Source organism: Streptomyces sp. NPDC005151 (assembly GCF_053599875.1).
Genome location: NZ_JBSFYR010000004.1, coordinates 134855 through 153757, shown reverse-complemented (window position 1 = coordinate 153757; position 18903 = coordinate 134855). Strand labels below are relative to the sequence as shown.

Genomic DNA, 18903 nt, shown 5'->3' with positions numbered 1-18903 from the left:
CCAGATGCGGGACGCGCGCGCCTCGCCCTCTCCGCCACCAGCCCATTCGTGTACTCGGCACGGGCCGCACGGGACGCGATGCCATCCGTTGACCCGAAGCTGCGGCGCGCGGTCCGGTCCGACGGGCCGTGAGGCCTTCGGCACGCCGGGATGTGGCACGGTGAACATGCAGCCCAATGGATCACCGAGAATGGATCACCGAGGAGGAGATTCCGTGTCGAATCCACCGCTTCCCGAGACCGCGATCGCCATGCTGAAGAAGCCCAACCCGGCTGTCATCGCGACGCTTCGGGCCGACGGTCAGCCAGTGTCCACGGCCACCTGGTACCTCTGGTGCGACGGCCGGATCCTGGTCAACATGGATGAGGGCCGCAAGCGGCTCGAACACATCCGCAACGACCCCCGGGTCACGCTCACCGTGCTCGACGAGGGGAACTGGTACACCCACCTCAGCATCATCGGGCACGTCGCCGACGTACGTGACGACAAGGACCTCACCGACATCGACCGCCTGGCCCAGCAGTACCTCGGCACGCCGTACCCGCAGCGGGACCGCGGCCGGGTCAGCGCCTGGATCGAGATCGACCGCTGGCACGGCTGGGGCACGCTCAAGGAGAACAGCCAGCCCGGCTGACCTGCGCGCCGCGGTGTCCGGCACGCACGCTCTCCGCCTTGTCGGGATCACCCGCGCACGACCTCTACAAGGGCGACTCTGCGCCTGGCGATTGTACGCGCCAGACGCCGAGCGGGGGGTGGCAGTCGCCGCCGAGCCGGGCGCAACCAACGCCTCGTCACCCAGGCGGGGCTTTGCCGCCCGTACCGACATCAGTCGCACAGGGGCCCGGCCTGCCCCTGTCCGGACCAGCACTCCAGCCCGGATCCGCACATCCCCGACCCGAGGCAGGCGGCGGCTGTCCGGGCGAGGGGAGTCTGCCGACTGTCAGCGGGCTGCGCGGAGGGGCGTACGTCGTGACCAGAGGCCACCCGGGGGTAGCCGGGCGTACGGCCCACTCCGCTGCCGGTGGCGGCCGGCGGTGGGAGAGCAACCTGATGCCGATCGGTATCAGGTTGCCGCCCCACCGCCGCCCCGCCTGCCGAGGCACCGGACCGGACAGTCCGCTGAGATCAGACCGCCGGGGCCGGGAAGGTCGGGTACTCGACTCCGGAGACGTGCTGGACGACGCGGATGACCTGGCAGGAGTAGCCGAACTCGTTGTCGTACCACAGGTAGAGGATCGCGTTGTCGCCCTCGACCTTGGTGGCCCCGGCGTCGACGATCGAGGCATGGCGCGAGCCGATGAAGTCGCTCGAGACCGCGTCGGGGGCGCTGATGAAGTCGATCTGGCGCCTGAGCGGCGAGGTCAGCGACACGTTGCGGAGGTAGTCGAGGACTTCCTCGCGGGTGGTCTCGCGCGCGAGCTGCAGGTTGAGGATCGCGATCGAGACATCCGGCACCGGGACGCGGATCGAGCTGCCGGTGATCTTCGCCTGAAGGTCGGGCAGCGCCTTGGTGACGGCGGACGCGGCACCGGTCTCGGTGATGACCATGTTGAGCGGCGCCGAGCGGCCGCGGCGGTCGGAGCTGTGGTAATTGTCCAGCAGGTTCTGGTCGTTGGTGAACGAGTGGACGGTCTCCACGTGGCCGCGCAGGACGCCGTACTCGTCCTCCATCGCCTTCAGTGGCGGGACGATCGCGTTGGTGGTGCAGGACGCGCAGGACAGGATCTGCTCGTCCGGCTTGATCATGTCCTGGTTGACACCATGGACGATGTTGGGGACGTCGCCCTTGCCCGGCGCGGTCAGCACGACCTTGGCGACGCCGGGGCGGAGGTGCTTCGACAGGCCCTCGCGGTCGCGCCACTTGCCGGTGTTGTCGACGAGGATGGCGTCCTTGATGCCGTACGCCGTGTAGTCGACCTCCGACGGGTCGTTGGCGTAGATCACCTTGATCTCGTTGCCGTTGGCGACGATCGTGCTGTTCGCCTCATCGACGGTGATCGTGCCCTGGAACTGGCCGTGGATGGAGTCGCGGCGCAGCAGCGAGGCGCGCTTGACGATGTCCTGGTCGCCGCCCCGGCGGACGACGATGGCGCGCAGCCGCAGGCCGTTGCCGGAGCCGGCCTTCTCGATGAGCAGGCGGGCGACGAGGCGGCCGATGCGGCCGAAGCCGTAGAGGACGACGTCGCGCGGCTCGCGGCGCTCGATCTTGTTGGCACCCATGGCCCCGGCGACGGCCCCGGCGGTGAACTCCTCCACCGAGAGACCGCGGTCGTCGGTCTTGTACGTCGCGGCGAGCATGCCGATGTCGATCTGGGAAGGGCCGAGATCGAGCGTGGTGAGAGCCTGCAGGAACGGAAGCGTCTCGGTGACCGAGAGTTCCTCACCGGCGATCTGCCGGGCGAATCGGTGGGTCTTGAGGATGCTGACCACCGACTTGTTCACCAAGGAGCGGCTGTGAAGCAGGACTGTGACGTCCCGCTCCCGATGCAGCTTCCCGATGATCGGGATCATCGACTCCGTGATCTCCTCGCGGTTCTTCCAGTTGGTGAACGAGTCCTCGTTGACAGTCACAGGTTTATCTTTCGAGCTAGGCGGTGCTCATATGCTAACCGCCCGCCGATTCGATCATTCACCCGGTGCCACCTGAGCGGGATCCCGTGATCGGGCCCCATGGCCACATCAGGACAGGGAATGGGCTGCCGTGCCGGGTAATGGCGCTCGATTTGCGAGGATCTATCCCGGCTTGCCCCCCGAGGTGATCCTCGTCGGCCTCGGTGCCGACGCCATCCGTCGAGGGGGCAGTGGCCGCCCGTACAGGAAAAGAACCTCGACGCGCTCGGTCCCGGATGTGTTGGGGTGACGATCAGTTGCCTTCGCTGCCGGGCGGGCCCCGGCGCCCGGTGCAGGGTTCGCACGATCCAGGGAAGGGACCGGAGGCCGTCGATCCCGCACCAGGAACGCACCCGGACCGCCCGTCGCGCTCCCGCAGCACAACGGCGCACGGAGAAGAGCCGGTGGGGGAAGCGGCCCGCCCGGTCGACGTGCGAAGGACTCCCGGGCGGGCTACGTCGTCCACGCTGCCCTGAACGTGTCCGCCCGCGCTGCCGACGGGCCGGTGCCTGAGCCGAACGAGGGTGCAGAATGCAGCCGTCAGGCGCTGAGTGCTTGCCCGTGGGTGCCGATGGCCGCGGGCAGAACGCCCGGGTGCTCATGGAGATCAGCGACCGCGCGGACGGTCCGGTCGGCGAGAGGCGTGTCGAGGCGGGTCATCCGGCCGGGGGCCCGGCAAACATCCCTGAACTGCAGCGACCGTCGGCAGGGCGAGTTCTTCGAGCCGGGTCAGCACCGGGAGGCTTCGGCCGGACATGACGCGGGCCCGGGCCGCGGACTTCTCGTGGAAGCCGCGGACGTCTGCGCGGGCCACGACATTCTCGCCCTCGGCGCCCATGAGCTGTGCCCTCGCCCTCGCGTCGCGGCGGCAATGATCGCGTTCTCCGGCGCGCACATGGTCTTATGGGACACGAGGTTCAGTGGCGGGCTGTCGACGGTAAGGACTTCGAGGGGATCTTCACTGGTGAAGGTGACAGCAGACATCGTGCGGGCCTGCACCAGTCGCTGCGGCGGGGACCGTCTCGCCCGCCGGGCTGCAGGCGGAGCGGCCTCAGCCGGTGTGCCGAGTGGTCGGCCCGGGGCGGAAGACTCCGGGGGGTGCCTAGCAGGCGGCCTTCGAAGGACGGCCGTTACCGGCTCGGTCACGGCGCTCTCCCGCTCCCCTCACCATGGTGCTCGACGCCGCGCTCGATCACACCCGCAGCCTGTCCCGGGAGGAACCCGGAAGCATGAGGCGGTTGAGCGCCGTGCGGCCGCCGGTGGTCCATTGCGCCGCCGACAAGGCCACGGCACACGGTGATGCCCCCGTGACACATGATCCCTCCTCCTCTTCTCCCTTCCGGGAGCAGAGCACACGTGCCCCGGAGACCCGGACCCCGCTGCGCGCGTTCCTCAGGACCGAGGCCGGCAGCGCGGCGGTGCTGCCGGCCGCCACGGTGGCGGCACTGGTGTGGGCGAACGCGGCTCCCGGGGCGTACGCATCCTTCTGGGAGGTGCATCTGTCGGTGACCGTGGGATCGGCAGGGGTATCGCTGGATCTGCGTGAGTGGGTGAACAGCGGCCTGATGACGTTCTTCTTCTTCGTCATCGGGCTGGAGGCGCGCCGGGAGTTCGACATGGGCGAGCTCCGGGAGCGGCAGCGGGTCATGCTGCCCCTGGCCGCAGGGCTCGCCGGCATGATCGTCCCCGTCGGGGTCTACCTCGCGTTCAACTCGGGCGGTGCCTCGGCCCACGGTTGGGGGGCGGCCATGTCCACGGACACCGCGTTCGCCCTGGGCATGCTGGCGATTCTGGGACGACGGTTCCCCGACGCGCTGCGCACGTTCATCCTCACGGTGACCGTCGTCGACGACCTGCTGGCTCTGGTGGTCATCGCCCTCGTCTACAGCGAGCACATCACCGTGCCCGCCCTGCTTTCCGCCGTGACCCTGTTCGGCCTGATCCTGCTGGTCAGGGCGGCGGGCGTGCGCCACGGACTGACGTACCTGCTGATGGGGGCCGCGACCTGGGTCGCCCTGCTCAAGTCCGGTGTCGATCCGGTGGTCGTGGGTCTGGCCATGGGACTGCTGACCTACGCCTACCCGGCGGCGCGCAGCGACCTGGAACGCGCGAGCGATCTGTTCATCTCATTCCGCGAGCAGCCCACACCTGAGCTCGAGCGCTCGGCACGCCAGGGACTGGCGTCGGCGCTGTCGCTCAATGAGCGGCTGCAACGGATGTACCACCCGTGGACGAGTTATGTGATCGTGCCGCTGTTCGCCCTCGCCAATGCCGGCATCACCATCGACGCGGGACTGGTGTCGCGGGCGGCAACGTCCCCGGTCACCTTGGGCATCCTGCTCGGCTATCTGGTCGGCAAGCCGGTGGGCATCACCAGTGCCTCCTGGCTGCTTGCCCGGCTGAGCCGCAATCGGCTGAGGCCTCCGGTCGGTTGGGGCGCCCTCGCCGGGGGCGGCACGATCGCCGGGGTCGGGTTCACCGTCGCCCTGCTGATCTCCACGCTCGCCTTCGACGGAGACCGGCTCGAAGAGGCGAAGGTGGGCATCCTGGGCGCGGTGGCCTGTTCCTTCCTCGCGACCTGCGCCGTGGCGATGGCGATCAGGCTCCTGCCGCCGCAGCGGCGTGCACGGGTACTGCTCGGCACGGCCGAGAGGGTGATCGATCTCGCGGTCCCGGTCGACCCCGATCGTGACCACGTCCGGGGCCCGATGACCGCTCCGGTGACGCTGGTCGAGTACGCCGATTTCGAATGCCCTTACTGCGGCCAGGCCGAACCCGTGGTCCGTGACCTTCTCGCCGACTTCGGCGATCTGCGCTACGTGTGGCGGCACCTGCCGCTCACCGATGTCCATCCCGGCGCGCAACTCGCCGCCGAGGCCGCCGAGGCCGCGGCGGATCAGGGGGCCTTCTGGCAGATGCACGACCTTCTCCTGGAGCACCAAGGCGCGCTCCGGGTGCCCGACCTGATGCGCTACGCGGACGAACTTCACTTGGATGCCGAGCGCTTCCGTCGCAGTCTGCGCACCCACGCGGGGGCCGGCCGGGTCGCCGAGGACGGGGAATCGGCCGATCTGAGCGGGGTGACAGGAACCCCCACATTCTTCATCAACGGCCTGCTGCACCGCGGCGCCTACGACATCGACGCGCTGTCCGCCGCGGTGCGAACAGCCCGTGCGCGCGCAGGACTGACGGGGTGATCCGCCGGATGCAGTCGGTGACGGCACGGCGTTCCGGCAGCAGGCGAGTCCGGGGAAGGCTTCGTGGATGTCGGCTCTGCGTTTCCGGCGGGTACGGAGGCGTCTGAAGCCGTTGGAGCCGGGCGGAGGTCGCTTCCGGGACTTCCGGGCCCCCGGATCGATGCCGTTGGCCCTCCTCGCCACTCGGGCTCCGTGGCAATGGTGAGAGAAGAGCGCTCAGCAGGTCCACTGCATCGGGAGGACGCCATGGATGGCACCGTGTTCGACACACGGCTCGGCACTCGGACGGTCGCACGCGCATGGCTTGGTTGCCGTCATTCCTCCGGGCTGACGATGCTGCACGCAGCGTGCTGCCGGTCGGTCTGAGTGGCGCCGGGCCGGATTCCTGTCAGTCCGGCGTGAGCACCGCGGCGCCGTTCACGCGGTCCGCGGCCAGGTCGGCCAGTGCTTGATCAGCCCGGTTCATGGGATAGCGGCTGACGCTGACCTGGATACCGATGCGTTCGGCGAGTTCGAGAAAGTCGCGGCCGTCCTCGCGGGTGTTGGAGGTGACGCTCCGCAGATTCCGCTCCTGGAAGAGATGTCGCTGGTAGTTCAGCGCGGGAATGTCGGAGAGGTGGATACCGGCGATCGCGAGGGTGCCCGACCGGTCGAGTCCCTCCAGGGCCACCGGCACCAGATCACCCACCGGAGCGAACAGGATCGCCGAGTCCAGCGGCTCCGGTGGGCTGTCGTAGGCGCCGCCGACCGATGAAACACCCAGGGACAGAGCGAGTTCACGCGCCTGCGCGGAACGCGTCATCACATGGACGGTCGCGCCGTCGGCCAGAGCCACCTGAGCGGCCAGATGGGCCGACGCGCCGAAACCGTAGATTCCGAGCCTGCCACCCTTCGGCAACGCACTGCGGCGCAGCGACCGGTAGCCGATGATTCCCGCGCACAGGAGAGGGGCGAGCAGGGCCGCGTCCTGGGACTCGGGGAGCCGGTAGGCGAACGCCTCGGGAACAAGTACCAGGTCGGCGAAGCCTCCGTCCGCATCCCACCCCGTGTACGTGGACCGGGGGCACAGGTTCTCCCGTCCGGAGCGGCAGTAGCGGCAGGACCCGCAGGTACGGCGCAACCAGGCACCGCCGATCCGGTCGCCCACACGGAACACGCCGGTCGCCTCGCCGACTGCTGCCACGCGGCCTACGATCTCGTGCCCGGGAATCGTCGACGGACGGTGGGGAGTGAGGTCCCCCTCGGCGAGATGCAGGTCCGTGCGGCAGACACCGCAGGCTTCCACCCGCAGCAGGAGTTCATCCGGGGCGGGCGCGCTCACTTGGCGGTGTCTCCGTATCAGGGGACCGGTACCGATCGGTCCGGGTGTCCCGACGGCCCAGCCGCTGAGCATCTGTGAGTGGGGGAGCCCCATACCTCCAGCCTGCGGCCGCTGGGTGGGTCCGGCAAACCGGCCGGTTTCCGCATGCGCCTCGGGAATCGCAGATCGGGGCCGCTGCTGCGTCGGCGGGAGTGGATGGCCCGCCGGGTCCTCGCCCGGGGACCATCCGGCCCATGCGCACCGAGCTCCTGCCGAGTCAGCCTGGCAGTGCCCCGTACTGGACCTGACAGGAAGAAGGGCGATGTCATGAAGGCACTCGTCTTCCAGGGCCCCGGCCGGACCGCGTGGGGGGACGTACCGGATCCCGGCATCAAGGACGCCGCGGATGTGATCGTCCGCGTCGACACCGTCACTATCTGCGGCACCGATCTGCACATCGTCAAGGGTGATGTGCCCGAGGTGGTTCCGGGTCGTGTGCTCGGGCACGAAGCGGTGGGCACCGTGGTCGAGACCGGCGGCGATGTCCGGACGGTGCGGCCCGGTGACCGCGTGCTGATCTCGTGCATCTCCGCCTGCGGACGCTGCCGGTTCTGCCGCGGCGGTCAGTACGGTCAGTGCCGCGGGGGCGGCGGCTGGGTGCTGGGCCACACGATCGATGGCACCCAGGCCGAATATGTGCGGGTGCCGTTCGCCGACCTGTCCGTACATCCGCTGCCGGGCGCCGTCGACAGTGACGACGCGGTCCTGTTGGCCGATATCTTCCCGACCTCGTACGAGGTCGGGGTGCTGAACGGCAACGTGCGGCCCGGCGACACGGTCGTCGTGGTCGGTGCGGGGCCGATCGGTCTGGCGGCCATCATCACCGCGCGTCTGTACAGCCCCGGCCGCATCATCGCGGTGGACCTCGCGGAGTCCCGGCTGGCTACCGCGCGCGCACTCGGTGCGGACGCGACCGTCAGCGCGAGCGAGGAACCCGAGCGCCTCGTCGAGGACCTCACCGATGGACTCGGTGCCGATGTCGTCATGGAGGCCGTCGGCATACCGGAGACATTCGAGATGTGCACCCGGATGGTCCGCCCGGGCGGCCGGGTCGCGAACATCGGGGTCCACGGCAAGCCTGCGGTCCTGCACCTCGAAGACCTCTGGATCAAGGACATCACGATCACCACCGGGCTGGTGGACACCCACTCGACGCCCATGCTGCTGGGCATGATGGCCGCAGGGCGCCTCCCGTCGGCTTCGCTGATCACCCACCGCTTCGAGCTGGGCCAGATGGAGGAGGCGTACGACATCTTCTCCCGCGCCGCCGAAACCGGTGCCCTCAAGGTGGCACTGGGCGGCCCGCAGCACAACGCCGTCTCCGTCCCCGACCTGCCGTGACCCGAAGGACGTGAAGACCATGAGCGAGGGCACGCCTCCATCCGCTTCCAGCGAGTCCCCGACCGGCCGCAGCGACCTCGGGCGGCGCGTGGCAGCGCGCCGTGAGGAACTCGGTCTCACCCGTGAGGAGGTGGCCGAACGCTGCGGCTCCGCTCCTTCGTACATCGCCTATGTGGAGGACCGGGCTGCTGTACCGGCCGTCAGCGTTCTCGTGCGCCTCGCCGATGCGTTGGAGACGACTGTGGCCGAGCTGACCGGTATGGCGGTGGAACGTCCCCCCGGCAGGGCAGCGGCACTGCCGGGCGCCGAACTCGTCGCGCTCAGTGACACCGAGTGCCTTCGACTGCTTTCCAGCCACGGTGTGGGAAGGATCGCGATCGTCACGGCGGACGGGCCGGCCGTCTTCCCGGTCAACTACGTGCTGGCGGGCAACGAGATCGCGTTCCGGACCACCGGCGATGGACTTCTGGCCGCGTCCGCGGGAACCGAGGTGGCCTTCGAGGCCGATCACATCGACGACGTGATGAGCCAGGGCTGGAGTGTGCTGGTGGTGGGCGATGCATCAGGTGTCACCGCTGCCCAGGCCATTCAGAGACTGGACCATGTTGCCCCCTCCCTTCCCTGGGCGGGTGGCCCCCGCACCCACTGGATGGTGGTCACCCCCACTCGTATCACCGGGCGTCGCGTGGTGCAGAAGTGAGAGAGCTGCCTGTCGTCGCCGGCACGCCACTCGCGCCGCAAACGGTGTGCAGCGGGCGGGAGTTCGAGCGGGCTGCGACTGCCCGGTGCCGGGGCGCGCAGGCGGAACCCGCGGACCGGCCAGGACATGGCCGTAGTCGCGGAGCCACCGGGATGGGGTGAGACATGGCCGGGGACGAAGGCGAGCGGGGGGACGACGGTCCGGCATGGCACGGCTGGAATCCGCCCGAAGAGTAAGGGCGCGACGGGAACGTCCGTAGTGGAACTGCCAGGGCTGGGCATTGTGCATGGACGGAGCTGTGGTGCGCATCGGAGACGAGGCCCGACGCCATCGTGTCGTCGAGCGTCTGCGCGAGCATCGGGGGCCTCCGGAAGCGGATATCGGTCGGAACGTCTTGAGGATGGAGTGGGCGTCCTCCCCGGGGATATGGGTCATTCATCCCTCGGTCGGGCCGGACGGGCTCCTCGGCGGGCCCGTTCAGGACGCGTCGGCCAGGAGGTTTCCGTACCAGGACGCGTTCCCCCGGGTGCGCTCCACCGGGTGCCGCGTGGTGTTCGGCCGCTACCGTGGACATATGGCCCGCCCGTGACGCGCGGGCCACGGCGGAGGCACCGTGGGCGACAAGGGCACTGACCGCAACGGCGAGCAACGCCGTCGGCTCGGCACACTCCCCGGCGACCTCCAGGAACGCCTCGATCTTTCGAAGCGCGGCCCCGCCGAGGCGGCGCTGCTGCTGGACGCCGTCATGTCGGTGGGAAGGGGGCTCGATCTGCCGCGGGTGCTGCGCCAGATCGTCGAAGCCGCGGTCGTCGTGGTCGATGCCGAGTACGGAGCCCTCGGGGTGCTCGGCGAGGAAACCCGCCTTGCGCAGTTCCTGCCCGTGGGCATCACGGACGAACAGAGGGAAGCCATCGGCTCGCTGCCCGAGGGGCACGGCATCCTCGGCGAGCTGATCCGCCACCCCGTGCCACTGAGGCTCAAGGAACTCGCCGACCACCGGTCGTCCCACGGGTTTCCGCCGAACCATCCCCCCATGCACTCGTTTCTGGGGGTGCCCATCCGGGTCCGCGACGAGGTGTTCGGCAACCTGTACCTGACCGAGAAACGGGGCGGCCGCGCCTTCGACGCCGAGGACGAGACGGTGCTCTCCACCCTTTCCGTGGCAGCCGGGGTCGCCATCGAGAACGCACGCCTGTACTCGGAGACGCGCGACCGGCAGCGTTGGCAGGAGGCCAACAGCGAGATCGTCGAGGGTCTGCTGAGCGGGGTGGACGAGGCGTACGTCCTGCAGATGATCGTCGACCATGCCTCGCGTATCCTCTCCGCCGACCTGGGTGTTCTGGCGCTCCCCGAGGGGGAGGGCGCCCTGCGGGTGGCGATAGCCGCCGGCGTGGACGCCGACACGCACCGCGGACTGGTCCTGCCACGCGAAGGTTCGTTCGTCGGCACAGCTCTCCACGCGGGCGAGCCGATCATCAGCCTCGATATCGAGTGTGATCCGAGGATCACCGCCGGGCCCCCGCGATGGGCAGGGCTCGGTCCGGCCGTCGCGGTGCCGATGAAGACGGGGGGACGGGTCCTGGGGGTGCTGCTGCTGGCCCGTGTACGGGAGCGTCCCGCATTCACCGAGTGGGAGACCGCGCCCCTGCTGACGTTCGCCGGGCAGGCGGCGCTGGCGATGGAACTCACGGAACGGCGCGAGTCCGCCGAGCAGATCGCCCTGCTGGAGGACCGGGACCGGATCGCCCGGGACCTGCACGACCTCGCCATTCAGAGACTGTTCGCCACCGGTATGACCCTGCAGAGCGTGGTGCGGTTCGTGGACCACCCCCAGGCCAGTGAACGGCTGCTGCGGGCCGTGGACGATCTCGACGAGACCATCAAGATCATCCGGTCCACCATCTTCGGCCTCCGCGCACGCGAATCGGGCCGTGCCGGACAAGGGCTGCGCGTCCGCACGCTGACCGCGGTGGAGCAGGCCGCACGTGCCCTGGGCTTCCAGCCGTCTCTCCGCATGGGAGGGCTCATCGACACAGATGTGCCGGCTGAGACCGCGGACCAGGTGATCGCGGTGCTCGGCGAAGCGCTCAGCAATGTCGCACGCCATGCCCGGGCGACCTCGGTGGACGTCTCGATGGTGGTCGGTGAGGGAGCACTGACGTTGGTCGTGTCCGACAACGGAGTGGGCATGCCGGAACACGACGGCGCACACAGTGGGCTGGACAACCTTGCGCAGCGCGCCAAGAACCTCGGCGGTGACATGACGGTCGAGCCATCGGCGGAGGGCGGCACCCGGGTGAGGTGGCGCGTGCCTCTGCGGCTGACGTGATCCGTGGACCGCGCGGCAGGCTGCGGCGTCGGCGTCAGTACTCGCGACCGCTCGCCGAGGGCGGCGAGGACGGTGCCGGTCTGTGCGCGGCGATCACGGCTGCCTGAATACGGCGCTCCACGCCGAGCTTCGCCAGGAGGCGGGAAATGTGGTTCTTGACCGTTTTCTCGGACAGATAGAGGCGTTTGCCGATCTGACTGTTGGTCAGTCCTTCACCGATCAGAGCAAGAACGTCCTTCTCCCGTGGAGACAGTACGGAGAGCGCATCCTCGGCCTCGGTGCCGGAACCCTCTCCGCGCAGGCTGTCCATCAGCCGTGCGGTGGTCGCCGGATCGAGGGTGGAGCGCCCGGAAGCCAGCGTGCGGACGGCTGTGACGAGGTCGGATCCCTTGATCTCCTTGAGCACGTAGCCTGCTGCGCCCGCCATGATGGCGTCGAGCAGTGCTTCGTCGTCGTCGAACGAGGTGAGCATCAGGCAGGCCAGTTCCGGCATCCGTGAACGCAGTTCACGACAGACGCTGATCCCGTCGCCGTCCGGGAGCCGCACATCGAGGATTGCGACATCCGGGCGCAGCGCAGGGCCACGGGCCAGCGCGTGATCGGCCGTACCGGCATCGCCGACGACCTCGATGTCGGGTTCCGCGTCGAGCAGATCCTGTACCCCGCGCCTGACCACCTCATGGTCGTCGAGCAGGAACACGCGGATCGGATGCTGTGCGGAGAACGCGGCTTCGCCGCTCATGGCGCTCACCTCGCTTCTGCAGGGCTCTGCCACCGGCCCCATGTTCATCGTGGCCCGCACACCGACGGTGCACCAGAGCCGATCGGCCCCTGTGCCACCCGGGCCGTTCAGTCCTCGGCGATGTCGGCCTGGGGACCGTACAGCTGGAGCAACCTCGTCCGCGTTCCGTACAACCGCTCCGCCACTGTCTCGGCCACGTACTTGTACACCGCCCGGCCCAGCACCGCATCGGCCGCGCACAGCGCGCGGACGGTCGCGGCGTCGAACTCCAGGGCCTGACCCGCGTGGACCACGTGTGCGCCCATGTGCCACACGTGCGGGGAGCAGAGCCAGGACCAGCCCAGCAGGTCGTCCTGGCCCAGGGTCTCGACGACCGCCGGGCGGCGGCCGGGCACATGGAGGTCGACCTCGACCCGGCCGGAGCGGATGATCCAGAAACGGTCGGCCCGCCTGCCCTCCTCGAAGACGCGTGAGTCGAGGACCAGCGGCACTTCGTGTGCCGCCGTGTCGAGAAGGAGCTGCCGGCTCTCGGGCGGGAGCGTGTCGAGCAGACTGTGCGTCGACATGGGGTCCTCCGTCCCTGGCGGGCGATGGCGGCTCCGCGCGTGGCAGCCCGGCCGCGTGCCCGACCGTTCGGTATGAACGATAGGCGGGGCTCCGGGGGGAGGCTCGGTCATCGGGCACCCCCGGGGTCTGCCGTACCCGAACCCGCTGAACGGCATCAGCCCGTTGACCGGCATTCCACGTGCATTTTCACGGTGATCCGCTCAGCGACCCGCCCGCTTGGGCCGTACGGGGGGCGGTCCGGGACCGATCGGCCCATGGGCTCGGATCTCACGCCGCAGGATTGTGGAGGACGCACCTGGGCACATACCCGGTGAGCGCCAGGAGGTGGTGGCAGTGAGCCGCATCAGAATCGTCCGTCGCCCACCGTCTCCCTCGGGGCCTCCGCCCCTCGACCTGCGAACTCCGTCCGGGCGGCCGCTGCCCTACTGAGGTCCACGACGCGCCAGTGTCCCGGAACCGTGATGCCATGAAAGGAACCCCTGGCGAAGGGACCGCCCCGCTCATGGCAGCTGTACCGTCTCTTGCCCCGTGCCTGCACTCCGTGCGGGCCGTGGTCTTCGACACCGACGGAGTGATCACCGACTCCGCCCGGAGCCACGCCGCGGCCTGGAAGAAGGCATTCGACGCCTGTCTGTCGGAGCGGGAGGGACAGCGGCCCTTCGATCCGGTCGACGACTATCTCCGCCACGTCGACGGCCGTTCACGGCAGGACGGCGCGGCGGCCTTCCTCGCGTCGCGAGGCCTGGACCTTCCCGAAGGCAGTCCGGACGACCCGCCCGGTACCGCGACGGTAGGGGCGGTCGCCGCACGCAAGGACGAGCTGTTCACGGAAATGCTGCGCACCCACCGGGTCGATGTCTGGCCCGGCACGGTCTGTCTCCTTCACGCGCTGCGCAGTGAGCGGATCCCCTGTGCTGCCGTGTCCGCCTCCCGCCACGCGACGGAACTCCTGTCGCGGGCCGGCCTCATCGGGCAGTTCGGTGCCGTGGTCGACGGAAATGAGGCGCGGCGGCTCGGGCTCGCGGGAAAGCCGGATCCCGCGCTCTTCGTCGAGGCGGCGCGGCGCCTCGGGGTTCCCGTTTCGGAAACCGCTGTGGTGGAGGACTCCCTGGCCGGTGTCGAGGCGGGCCGCCGCGGCGGATTCGGACTTGTGGTCGGCGTGGACCGGACAGGCGGTCCCGGCGAGGCCGCGGACCTGCGGCGCCGTGGCGCCGACATCGTGGTGTCCGATCCCGGTGAACTGCTGATCGGCGACGACTGATGGCGGGGGCCTGGGAGTGGTCGTACGAGGGGTACGAGCCGGAGGAGGAGCGGCTGCGCGAGGCGCTGTGCACGCTCGGCAACGGGTACTTCGCCACCCGTGGAGCCGCATCCGAGACCATCACAAGCAGGTCCCACTACCCGGGCACCTACATGGCGGGTTGCTACGACCGGCTGACCTCATCGGTCCAGGGCCGGCAGGTGGAGAACGCCGACTTGGTCAACCTGCCGAACTGGCTGCCGCTGCGCTACCGCATCCGCCCCGCCGGTACGGCCCCCGGACCGTGGCTGTCACCGGACCACGAACATCTCGCGGAACACCGGCAGACGCTCGATCTGCGCCGCGGCACGCTGACCCGCCGGTCCGTCTACCAGGACGAGGCAGGCCGTCGCCTGTATGTCGAGCAGTGCCGTCTGGTGCACATGGGCAACCCGCATCTCGCCGCCCTCCACACGGCCTTCACCGCGACCGGGTGGGTGGGGGCGATCGAGGTGGAGGCGGCGATCGATGGCGACATCCGGAACGCCGGTGTCGCGCGGTACCGGGATCTGTCGGACTGTCATCTGACCGGCTGGTCGACCGGAACGGAACAGGACGACGTGGTGTGGCTCAGATGTCGCACCGTGGAGTCGGACATCGCCTTCGCGCTGGCCTCCCGCATCGTGGCCACGTCGGGCGGTCATGGGCGGCAGCCGGATGAGTCCGGCCGGCGTCCCCGTCCCCGGCAGATCCCACGGAAGATCTTCCAGACACTGGTGCTGCCGCTGGATCCGGAATGCGACGCCGTCGTGGACAAGACGGTGGCGCTGCACACGTCGCGTGACCCGGCGATCGGCAGCCCGCTGCGGGCTGCTGTGGCCGGTGTGCGGACGGCCCCGGAGTTCACCGAGCTGCTGGCCTCGCACCATCGGGCGTGGGCCGGCCTGTGGCAGCGGAGCCGAATCGAGGTTCCGGGCGAAGCGGGCAGGATTCTGCGACTTCACCTCTTCCACGTGCTGCAGACGCTGTCCCCGCACACGGCAGAGCTCGATGTGGGCGTACCGGCGAGAGGGCTGCACGGGGAGGCGTACCGGGGCCATGTCTTCTGGGACGAGCTCTTCGTGCTGAGGTTCCTGAGTCTGCAATTCCCGGAGGTCTCCCGGGAACTTCTGGATTACCGCCACCGGAGGCTGCCCGCGGCCTGCCGCGCGGCACAACAGGTGGGGCGGGCCGGGGCCATGTACCCCTGGCAGAGTGCCGACGACGGCCGGGAGGAGACCCAGGAACTCCATCTCAACCCACGTTCGGGGCGCTGGCTGCCCGACCATTCCCATCTGCAGCATCACGTCGGTTCGGCCGTCGCCTACAACGTGTGGCAGTACTGCCAGGCCACCGCGGACACGGACTACCTCCATTCCAAAGGCGCGGAGATGCTGCTGCAGATCGCCCGGTTCTGGGCGGACAGTGCCGTATGGGACGCGCCGCTGTCCCGGTACCGCATCCGCGGTGTGGTCGGCCCCGACGAGTACCACGACGCCTATCCGGGAGCCGGGACTGCAGGCATAGATGACAACACGTACACGAACGTGACGGCGGCCTGGGTGCTGGCACGGGCCACGGAGCTGTACCGCGACCTGCCCGAGCCCCGGCGCAAGCTCCTCCTGGAGCGCATACGCCTCGACCCCGCGGAGCTGGAGCGTTGGGAGGACGTCTCCCGTCGGCTGCATGTGCCGTATCACCGTGGTGTCATCAGCCAGTTCGCCGGTTACGGAGAACTCGACGAACTCGACTGGGCCGCTTACCGGAAGCGCTACGGCGACATCCGGCGGCTCGACCGCATCCTTGAGGCGGAGGGCGACACGGTCAACCGCTACCAGGCATCCAAACAGGCCGATGTGCTGATGCTCGGCTACCTGTTCTCACCCGGAGAACTCGGCGGCCTGTTCCGGCGTCTCGGACATGTGCTGGACGACGACACCTGGCGCGCCACCGTCGACTACTACCTCGCGCGTACGAGCCACGGTTCCACCCTCAGCTCCCTGGTTCATGCCTGGGTGCTGGCACGGGCGCACCGCGAGGAGGCGTGGGCGTACTGCAAGGAGGCGCTGACCGGTGACGTGGTCGACATCCAGGGCGGCACCACGGCGGAAGGCATCCATCTGGGGGCGATGGCCGGCACCCTCGATTTCGTGCAGCGCGTGATGGCCGGGCTGGAGACCCGTGACGACGCACTCTGGCTCTCCCCGGCCCCGCTTCCCCAGCTCTCGAAATTCGGGGTACGCATCGGATTCCGCGGACACGAGGTGGACCTGCGGATACGGGCACAGCGGCTCCGGATCGCGGTACCGGACTCCCACCACCCGGCCGTCCGGCTGGTCCTGGGCGGCCGCACCCACGTGATCGTCCCCGGCACGGTGCGATGGCTCGATCTGCCGTCGGACCGACGCCCCGCCCGCCGTCACAGGAAGGGCCGTCAGGACTGACGGCCTCCACAGCACGCACCGGCGGGGTTGCGACCGGAACGAGCGAGGTGTCCTCGATACACCCGCCGAGGCGAGCCGGCAGAGAGGGGCCGGACGGCCCCCGCAGGGGCCCGTTGGCCCCAAGCGGAAGTGTCCTCTGCAGGACGAAATTGAAGAAGGACATCGATGATGGCGCCCCCGGGCGCCGGAAGTGGAGCACACGATGTCAGGAACGCAGATGGAGCGGAGGCACGGCCGCCTCTTCCCCGACCTCATGGACTGGTTCGGCGCCGGCTTCCCCCGGTTCCCGGTGGGGCGGCCGACCATCGACGTTCACCCGATCCCGATCGAGGTGAGCGACCAGGACGGGCAGTACGTGCCGCGAGCCGGACTTCCCGGGACGGACCCCGAGAAAGACATCCGGATCTCGGTCGAGGGCGACACCCCCACCATCGGCGCCGAGCACACCGAGAGCAGGCGGGAGAAGGAACACTCGGAGTTCCGCTACCGCTCGTTCCGGCGCAGCGTCCGCCTGCCGGCCGAGATTCCGACGGAAGGCGTCGAGGCGGCGTACGAGGACGGCATCCTCACCGTGTGGGTGCCCCTGCAACCCGAGCCGCGACAAACGGTGCACGGGATCCCCGTTGCGCGGACGGCGGACGGCGGCGGAAAGCCGTCAGGACGGCGGTGGCCGATATGCCGGGGCCGGGCGGTGGCGACGCAGGGTGCTGCGCCGACGGGAACGCCCCACGGCCTGACGCAACGGCCACCCCGGTCCGTGCGGCAGGAGCCCGGTCGACGCCGGTGCAGCGTCGCGCGGCATACCGCTGGTGGCGGTGTCCGCCCCGCACAGGAGCGGGCCGGGGTGAAGACTTCCGCACTCTTCCGGGGGGCCGGACCCGAGCTCATCTCCCAGGTGCCGAACCCACCGCTGCGTGCGGGTACGGCGACGGCACAGGGCGGAGGCGTGACATGTTCCAGTCCGACTCGCCCGGACCCGAGTCCATATGGCCCCGGAAGCGGCACGGAAGCCGAATGCGACGACCGTTCGAGCGCCGCCCGAATCCGCTGCAGCGGGCTGCCGACCGTGTACGCAGCCGCTGGCTCGCCGCTTCCGTGCTCTGTGTGCTCGTGGCAGTGTTCTGCGGTGTTGCTGTCGGAATCAAAGTCTGGGACGCCGACAGCGTGACCGCACAGCACGAGGCCCGACACCGCCACCAGGTGGCGGCGACAACAGTCAGCAAGGCCGAAGACAGACTCCCTGCCCGGTTTGCGGGGGCTTCGGAAGCAACGGCTCGGGCCTTCTGGGAGTATCCCGCCTCCCAGCCTCATACGGACACCATCGCAGTCACCCCCCATACGCCGGTGGGCCGGACGGTCACGCTGTGGGTGGATGACTCGGGCAGGATTTCGGCTGCCCCGCCTTCCCGTGGAGAACGCGCCGTGCAGGCCGCCGCAGCAGGGGCCTGTGCCATGGGCGTGGTTGCCCTGTCCGCCGGATTGGTTGTCCGCCTCAGGCTCCGTCGCGTCGAGACGCGCAGCCTCGCCCAATGGGACCAGGAGTGGGAGCGCGTGGAGCCGCGCTGGTCCGGCCGGCTGCGCCGGGACTCGGGGGCCGATGACGACTGACGGATCCACCGGCGCCAGGACCACCGCATCTGCTTCGATGCCGAGCCCGGACCCGCTGGAGCCGCTTCCACTACTGCGCCGGGAACTCGGCACCGGCCCGCGCGGCCTCTCTGCGCGAGAGGCGGCGCGGCGGCGGCGTGATCCGATGCCGCGCATCCAGGTCGGTGAAGGGCAGGAGCCGCCGCTCCTCACCGGTGGGCGACGACAGCGACGGGCACCGCCGGCGCGGTCATGAGATGTCCGGCGGTAACGGAGCGCGGCACGTCCACCCCCTGCGCTTTGGGTAGCAGGTCCGCCTCGGAGACCACACCGGCGACCCGCCCGTCGTCCGCCACGACCGGATGGACTCCATGATGTCCTGGAGGACCGCTCCGCGGTCGACGGGGATCGCGGCGTGGGTCATCACGTCGTTGACGGTGCGCAGGTGCTGCACGATTCCTCCCGGGGAGGGGATGTCCATACTCCGAGCGTGGGCACCGGCGCAGGGGGTAGGGCCTTGTCACGGCTCCCGCGGTGGTGGCCGTCGGCCCGCGCCATCGGGAGCGGCGCCAGTCGCCGGCTCGCTGCCCGTCCGTCTTACCAGCAGGTCACCCTCGCAGACGACACCGACCACCCGGTCTTCGCTGTCGAGCACAGGGAGTCCGCTCATGTTGTGCTGTGCGAGCAACTTCGCGACATCCTTAGAAGGAGTTGGCGGCGGCGGAACCGACAGGGACATTCGGCCCC

At 69.6% G+C, this 18903-nt stretch carries 13 protein-coding genes and 1 pseudogene; 9 read left to right on the top strand and 5 right to left on the bottom strand.

Annotation, left to right across the window (positions count from 1 at the left end):
• Positions 1–214 precede the first annotated feature (214 nt).
• On the top strand, positions 215–634 hold the full coding sequence (locus ACWD6R_RS04485) for a PPOX class F420-dependent oxidoreductase (protein WP_451817331.1): 420 nt from the start codon (positions 215–217) through the stop codon (positions 632–634).
• A 491-nt stretch (positions 635–1125) separates the two neighbouring features.
• Here the strand turns inward: ACWD6R_RS04485 and ACWD6R_RS04480 are convergent, their stop codons facing one another.
• Positions 1126–2571 (bottom strand): glyceraldehyde-3-phosphate dehydrogenase, encoded by a 1446-nt coding sequence (locus ACWD6R_RS04480; RefSeq protein WP_451817330.1) that lies wholly within the window; start codon positions 2569–2571, stop codon positions 1126–1128.
• A 1346-nt stretch (positions 2572–3917) separates the two neighbouring features.
• Between ACWD6R_RS04480 and nhaA the strand changes: the two genes are divergently transcribed.
• On the top strand, positions 3918–5807 hold the full coding sequence (nhaA, locus tag ACWD6R_RS04475) for a Na+/H+ antiporter NhaA (RefSeq protein ID WP_451817329.1): 1890 nt from the start codon (positions 3918–3920) through the stop codon (positions 5805–5807).
• Between the two features lie 388 nt (positions 5808–6195).
• On the opposite strand, the gene ACWD6R_RS04470 is transcribed toward nhaA, so the two are convergent.
• Positions 6196–7200, bottom strand: coding sequence for a zinc-binding alcohol dehydrogenase family protein (locus tag ACWD6R_RS04470; protein WP_451817362.1), 1005 nt, complete (start codon positions 7198–7200; stop codon positions 6196–6198).
• A 234-nt stretch (positions 7201–7434) separates the two neighbouring features.
• Between ACWD6R_RS04470 and ACWD6R_RS04465 the strand changes: the two genes are divergently transcribed.
• The 3 genes from ACWD6R_RS04465 to ACWD6R_RS04455 all read left to right on the top strand — a co-directional run bounded on the left by ACWD6R_RS04465 (position 7435) and on the right by ACWD6R_RS04455 (position 11537).
• Positions 7435–8508 (top strand): zinc-dependent alcohol dehydrogenase family protein, encoded by a 1074-nt coding sequence (locus ACWD6R_RS04465; protein ID WP_451817328.1) that lies wholly within the window; start codon positions 7435–7437, stop codon positions 8506–8508.
• A gap of 19 nt (positions 8509–8527) precedes the next feature.
• On the top strand, positions 8528–9208 hold the full coding sequence (locus tag ACWD6R_RS04460; RefSeq protein ID WP_451817327.1) for a helix-turn-helix domain-containing protein: 681 nt from the start codon (positions 8528–8530) through the stop codon (positions 9206–9208).
• 613 nt (positions 9209–9821) lie between these two features.
• Entirely contained in the window at positions 9822–11537 is a 1716-nt protein-coding gene (locus ACWD6R_RS04455) for a GAF domain-containing protein (RefSeq protein WP_451817326.1), read from the top strand.
• 34 nt (positions 11538–11571) lie between these two features.
• Here the strand turns inward: ACWD6R_RS04455 and ACWD6R_RS04450 are convergent, their stop codons facing one another.
• Together ACWD6R_RS04450 and ACWD6R_RS04445 are read right to left on the bottom strand one after the other, a co-directional pair.
• Positions 11572–12279, bottom strand: a complete 708-nt coding sequence (locus tag ACWD6R_RS04450) for a response regulator (RefSeq protein WP_451817325.1) — start codon at positions 12277–12279, stop codon at positions 11572–11574.
• 107 nt (positions 12280–12386) lie between these two features.
• Positions 12387–12845 carry a cyclic nucleotide-binding domain-containing protein gene (locus ACWD6R_RS04445; protein WP_451817324.1) on the bottom strand — a complete coding sequence of 153 codons (459 nt, stop codon included), beginning with the start codon at positions 12843–12845 and terminating at the stop codon, positions 12387–12389.
• A 503-nt stretch (positions 12846–13348) separates the two neighbouring features.
• Between ACWD6R_RS04445 and ACWD6R_RS04440 the strand changes: the two genes are divergently transcribed.
• From ACWD6R_RS04440 to ACWD6R_RS04425, 4 genes and pseudogenes are all read left to right on the top strand, one after another.
• On the top strand, positions 13349–14107 hold the full coding sequence (locus tag ACWD6R_RS04440) for an HAD family hydrolase (protein ID WP_451817323.1): 759 nt from the start codon (positions 13349–13351) through the stop codon (positions 14105–14107).
• Positions 14107–16569, top strand: coding sequence for a glycoside hydrolase family 65 protein (locus ACWD6R_RS04435; RefSeq protein ID WP_451817322.1), 2463 nt, complete (start codon positions 14107–14109; stop codon positions 16567–16569). The genes ACWD6R_RS04440 and ACWD6R_RS04435 overlap by 1 nt, the downstream gene beginning before the upstream one ends.
• A 202-nt stretch (positions 16570–16771) precedes the next feature.
• Positions 16772–17182 (top strand): annotated as a pseudogene (locus ACWD6R_RS04430) (Hsp20/alpha crystallin family protein); the annotation flags it as partial.
• Between the two features lie 62 nt (positions 17183–17244).
• Positions 17245–18177 (top strand): Rv1733c family protein, encoded by a 933-nt coding sequence (locus ACWD6R_RS04425; RefSeq protein ID WP_451817361.1) that lies wholly within the window; start codon positions 17245–17247, stop codon positions 18175–18177.
• A gap of 499 nt (positions 18178–18676) precedes the next feature.
• Here ACWD6R_RS04425 and ACWD6R_RS04420 read toward each other — a convergent pair whose 3' ends face one another.
• Positions 18677–18895 (bottom strand): CBS domain-containing protein, encoded by a 219-nt coding sequence (locus ACWD6R_RS04420; RefSeq protein WP_451817321.1) that lies wholly within the window; start codon positions 18893–18895, stop codon positions 18677–18679.
• Between the last annotated feature and the right edge of the window lie 8 nt (positions 18896–18903).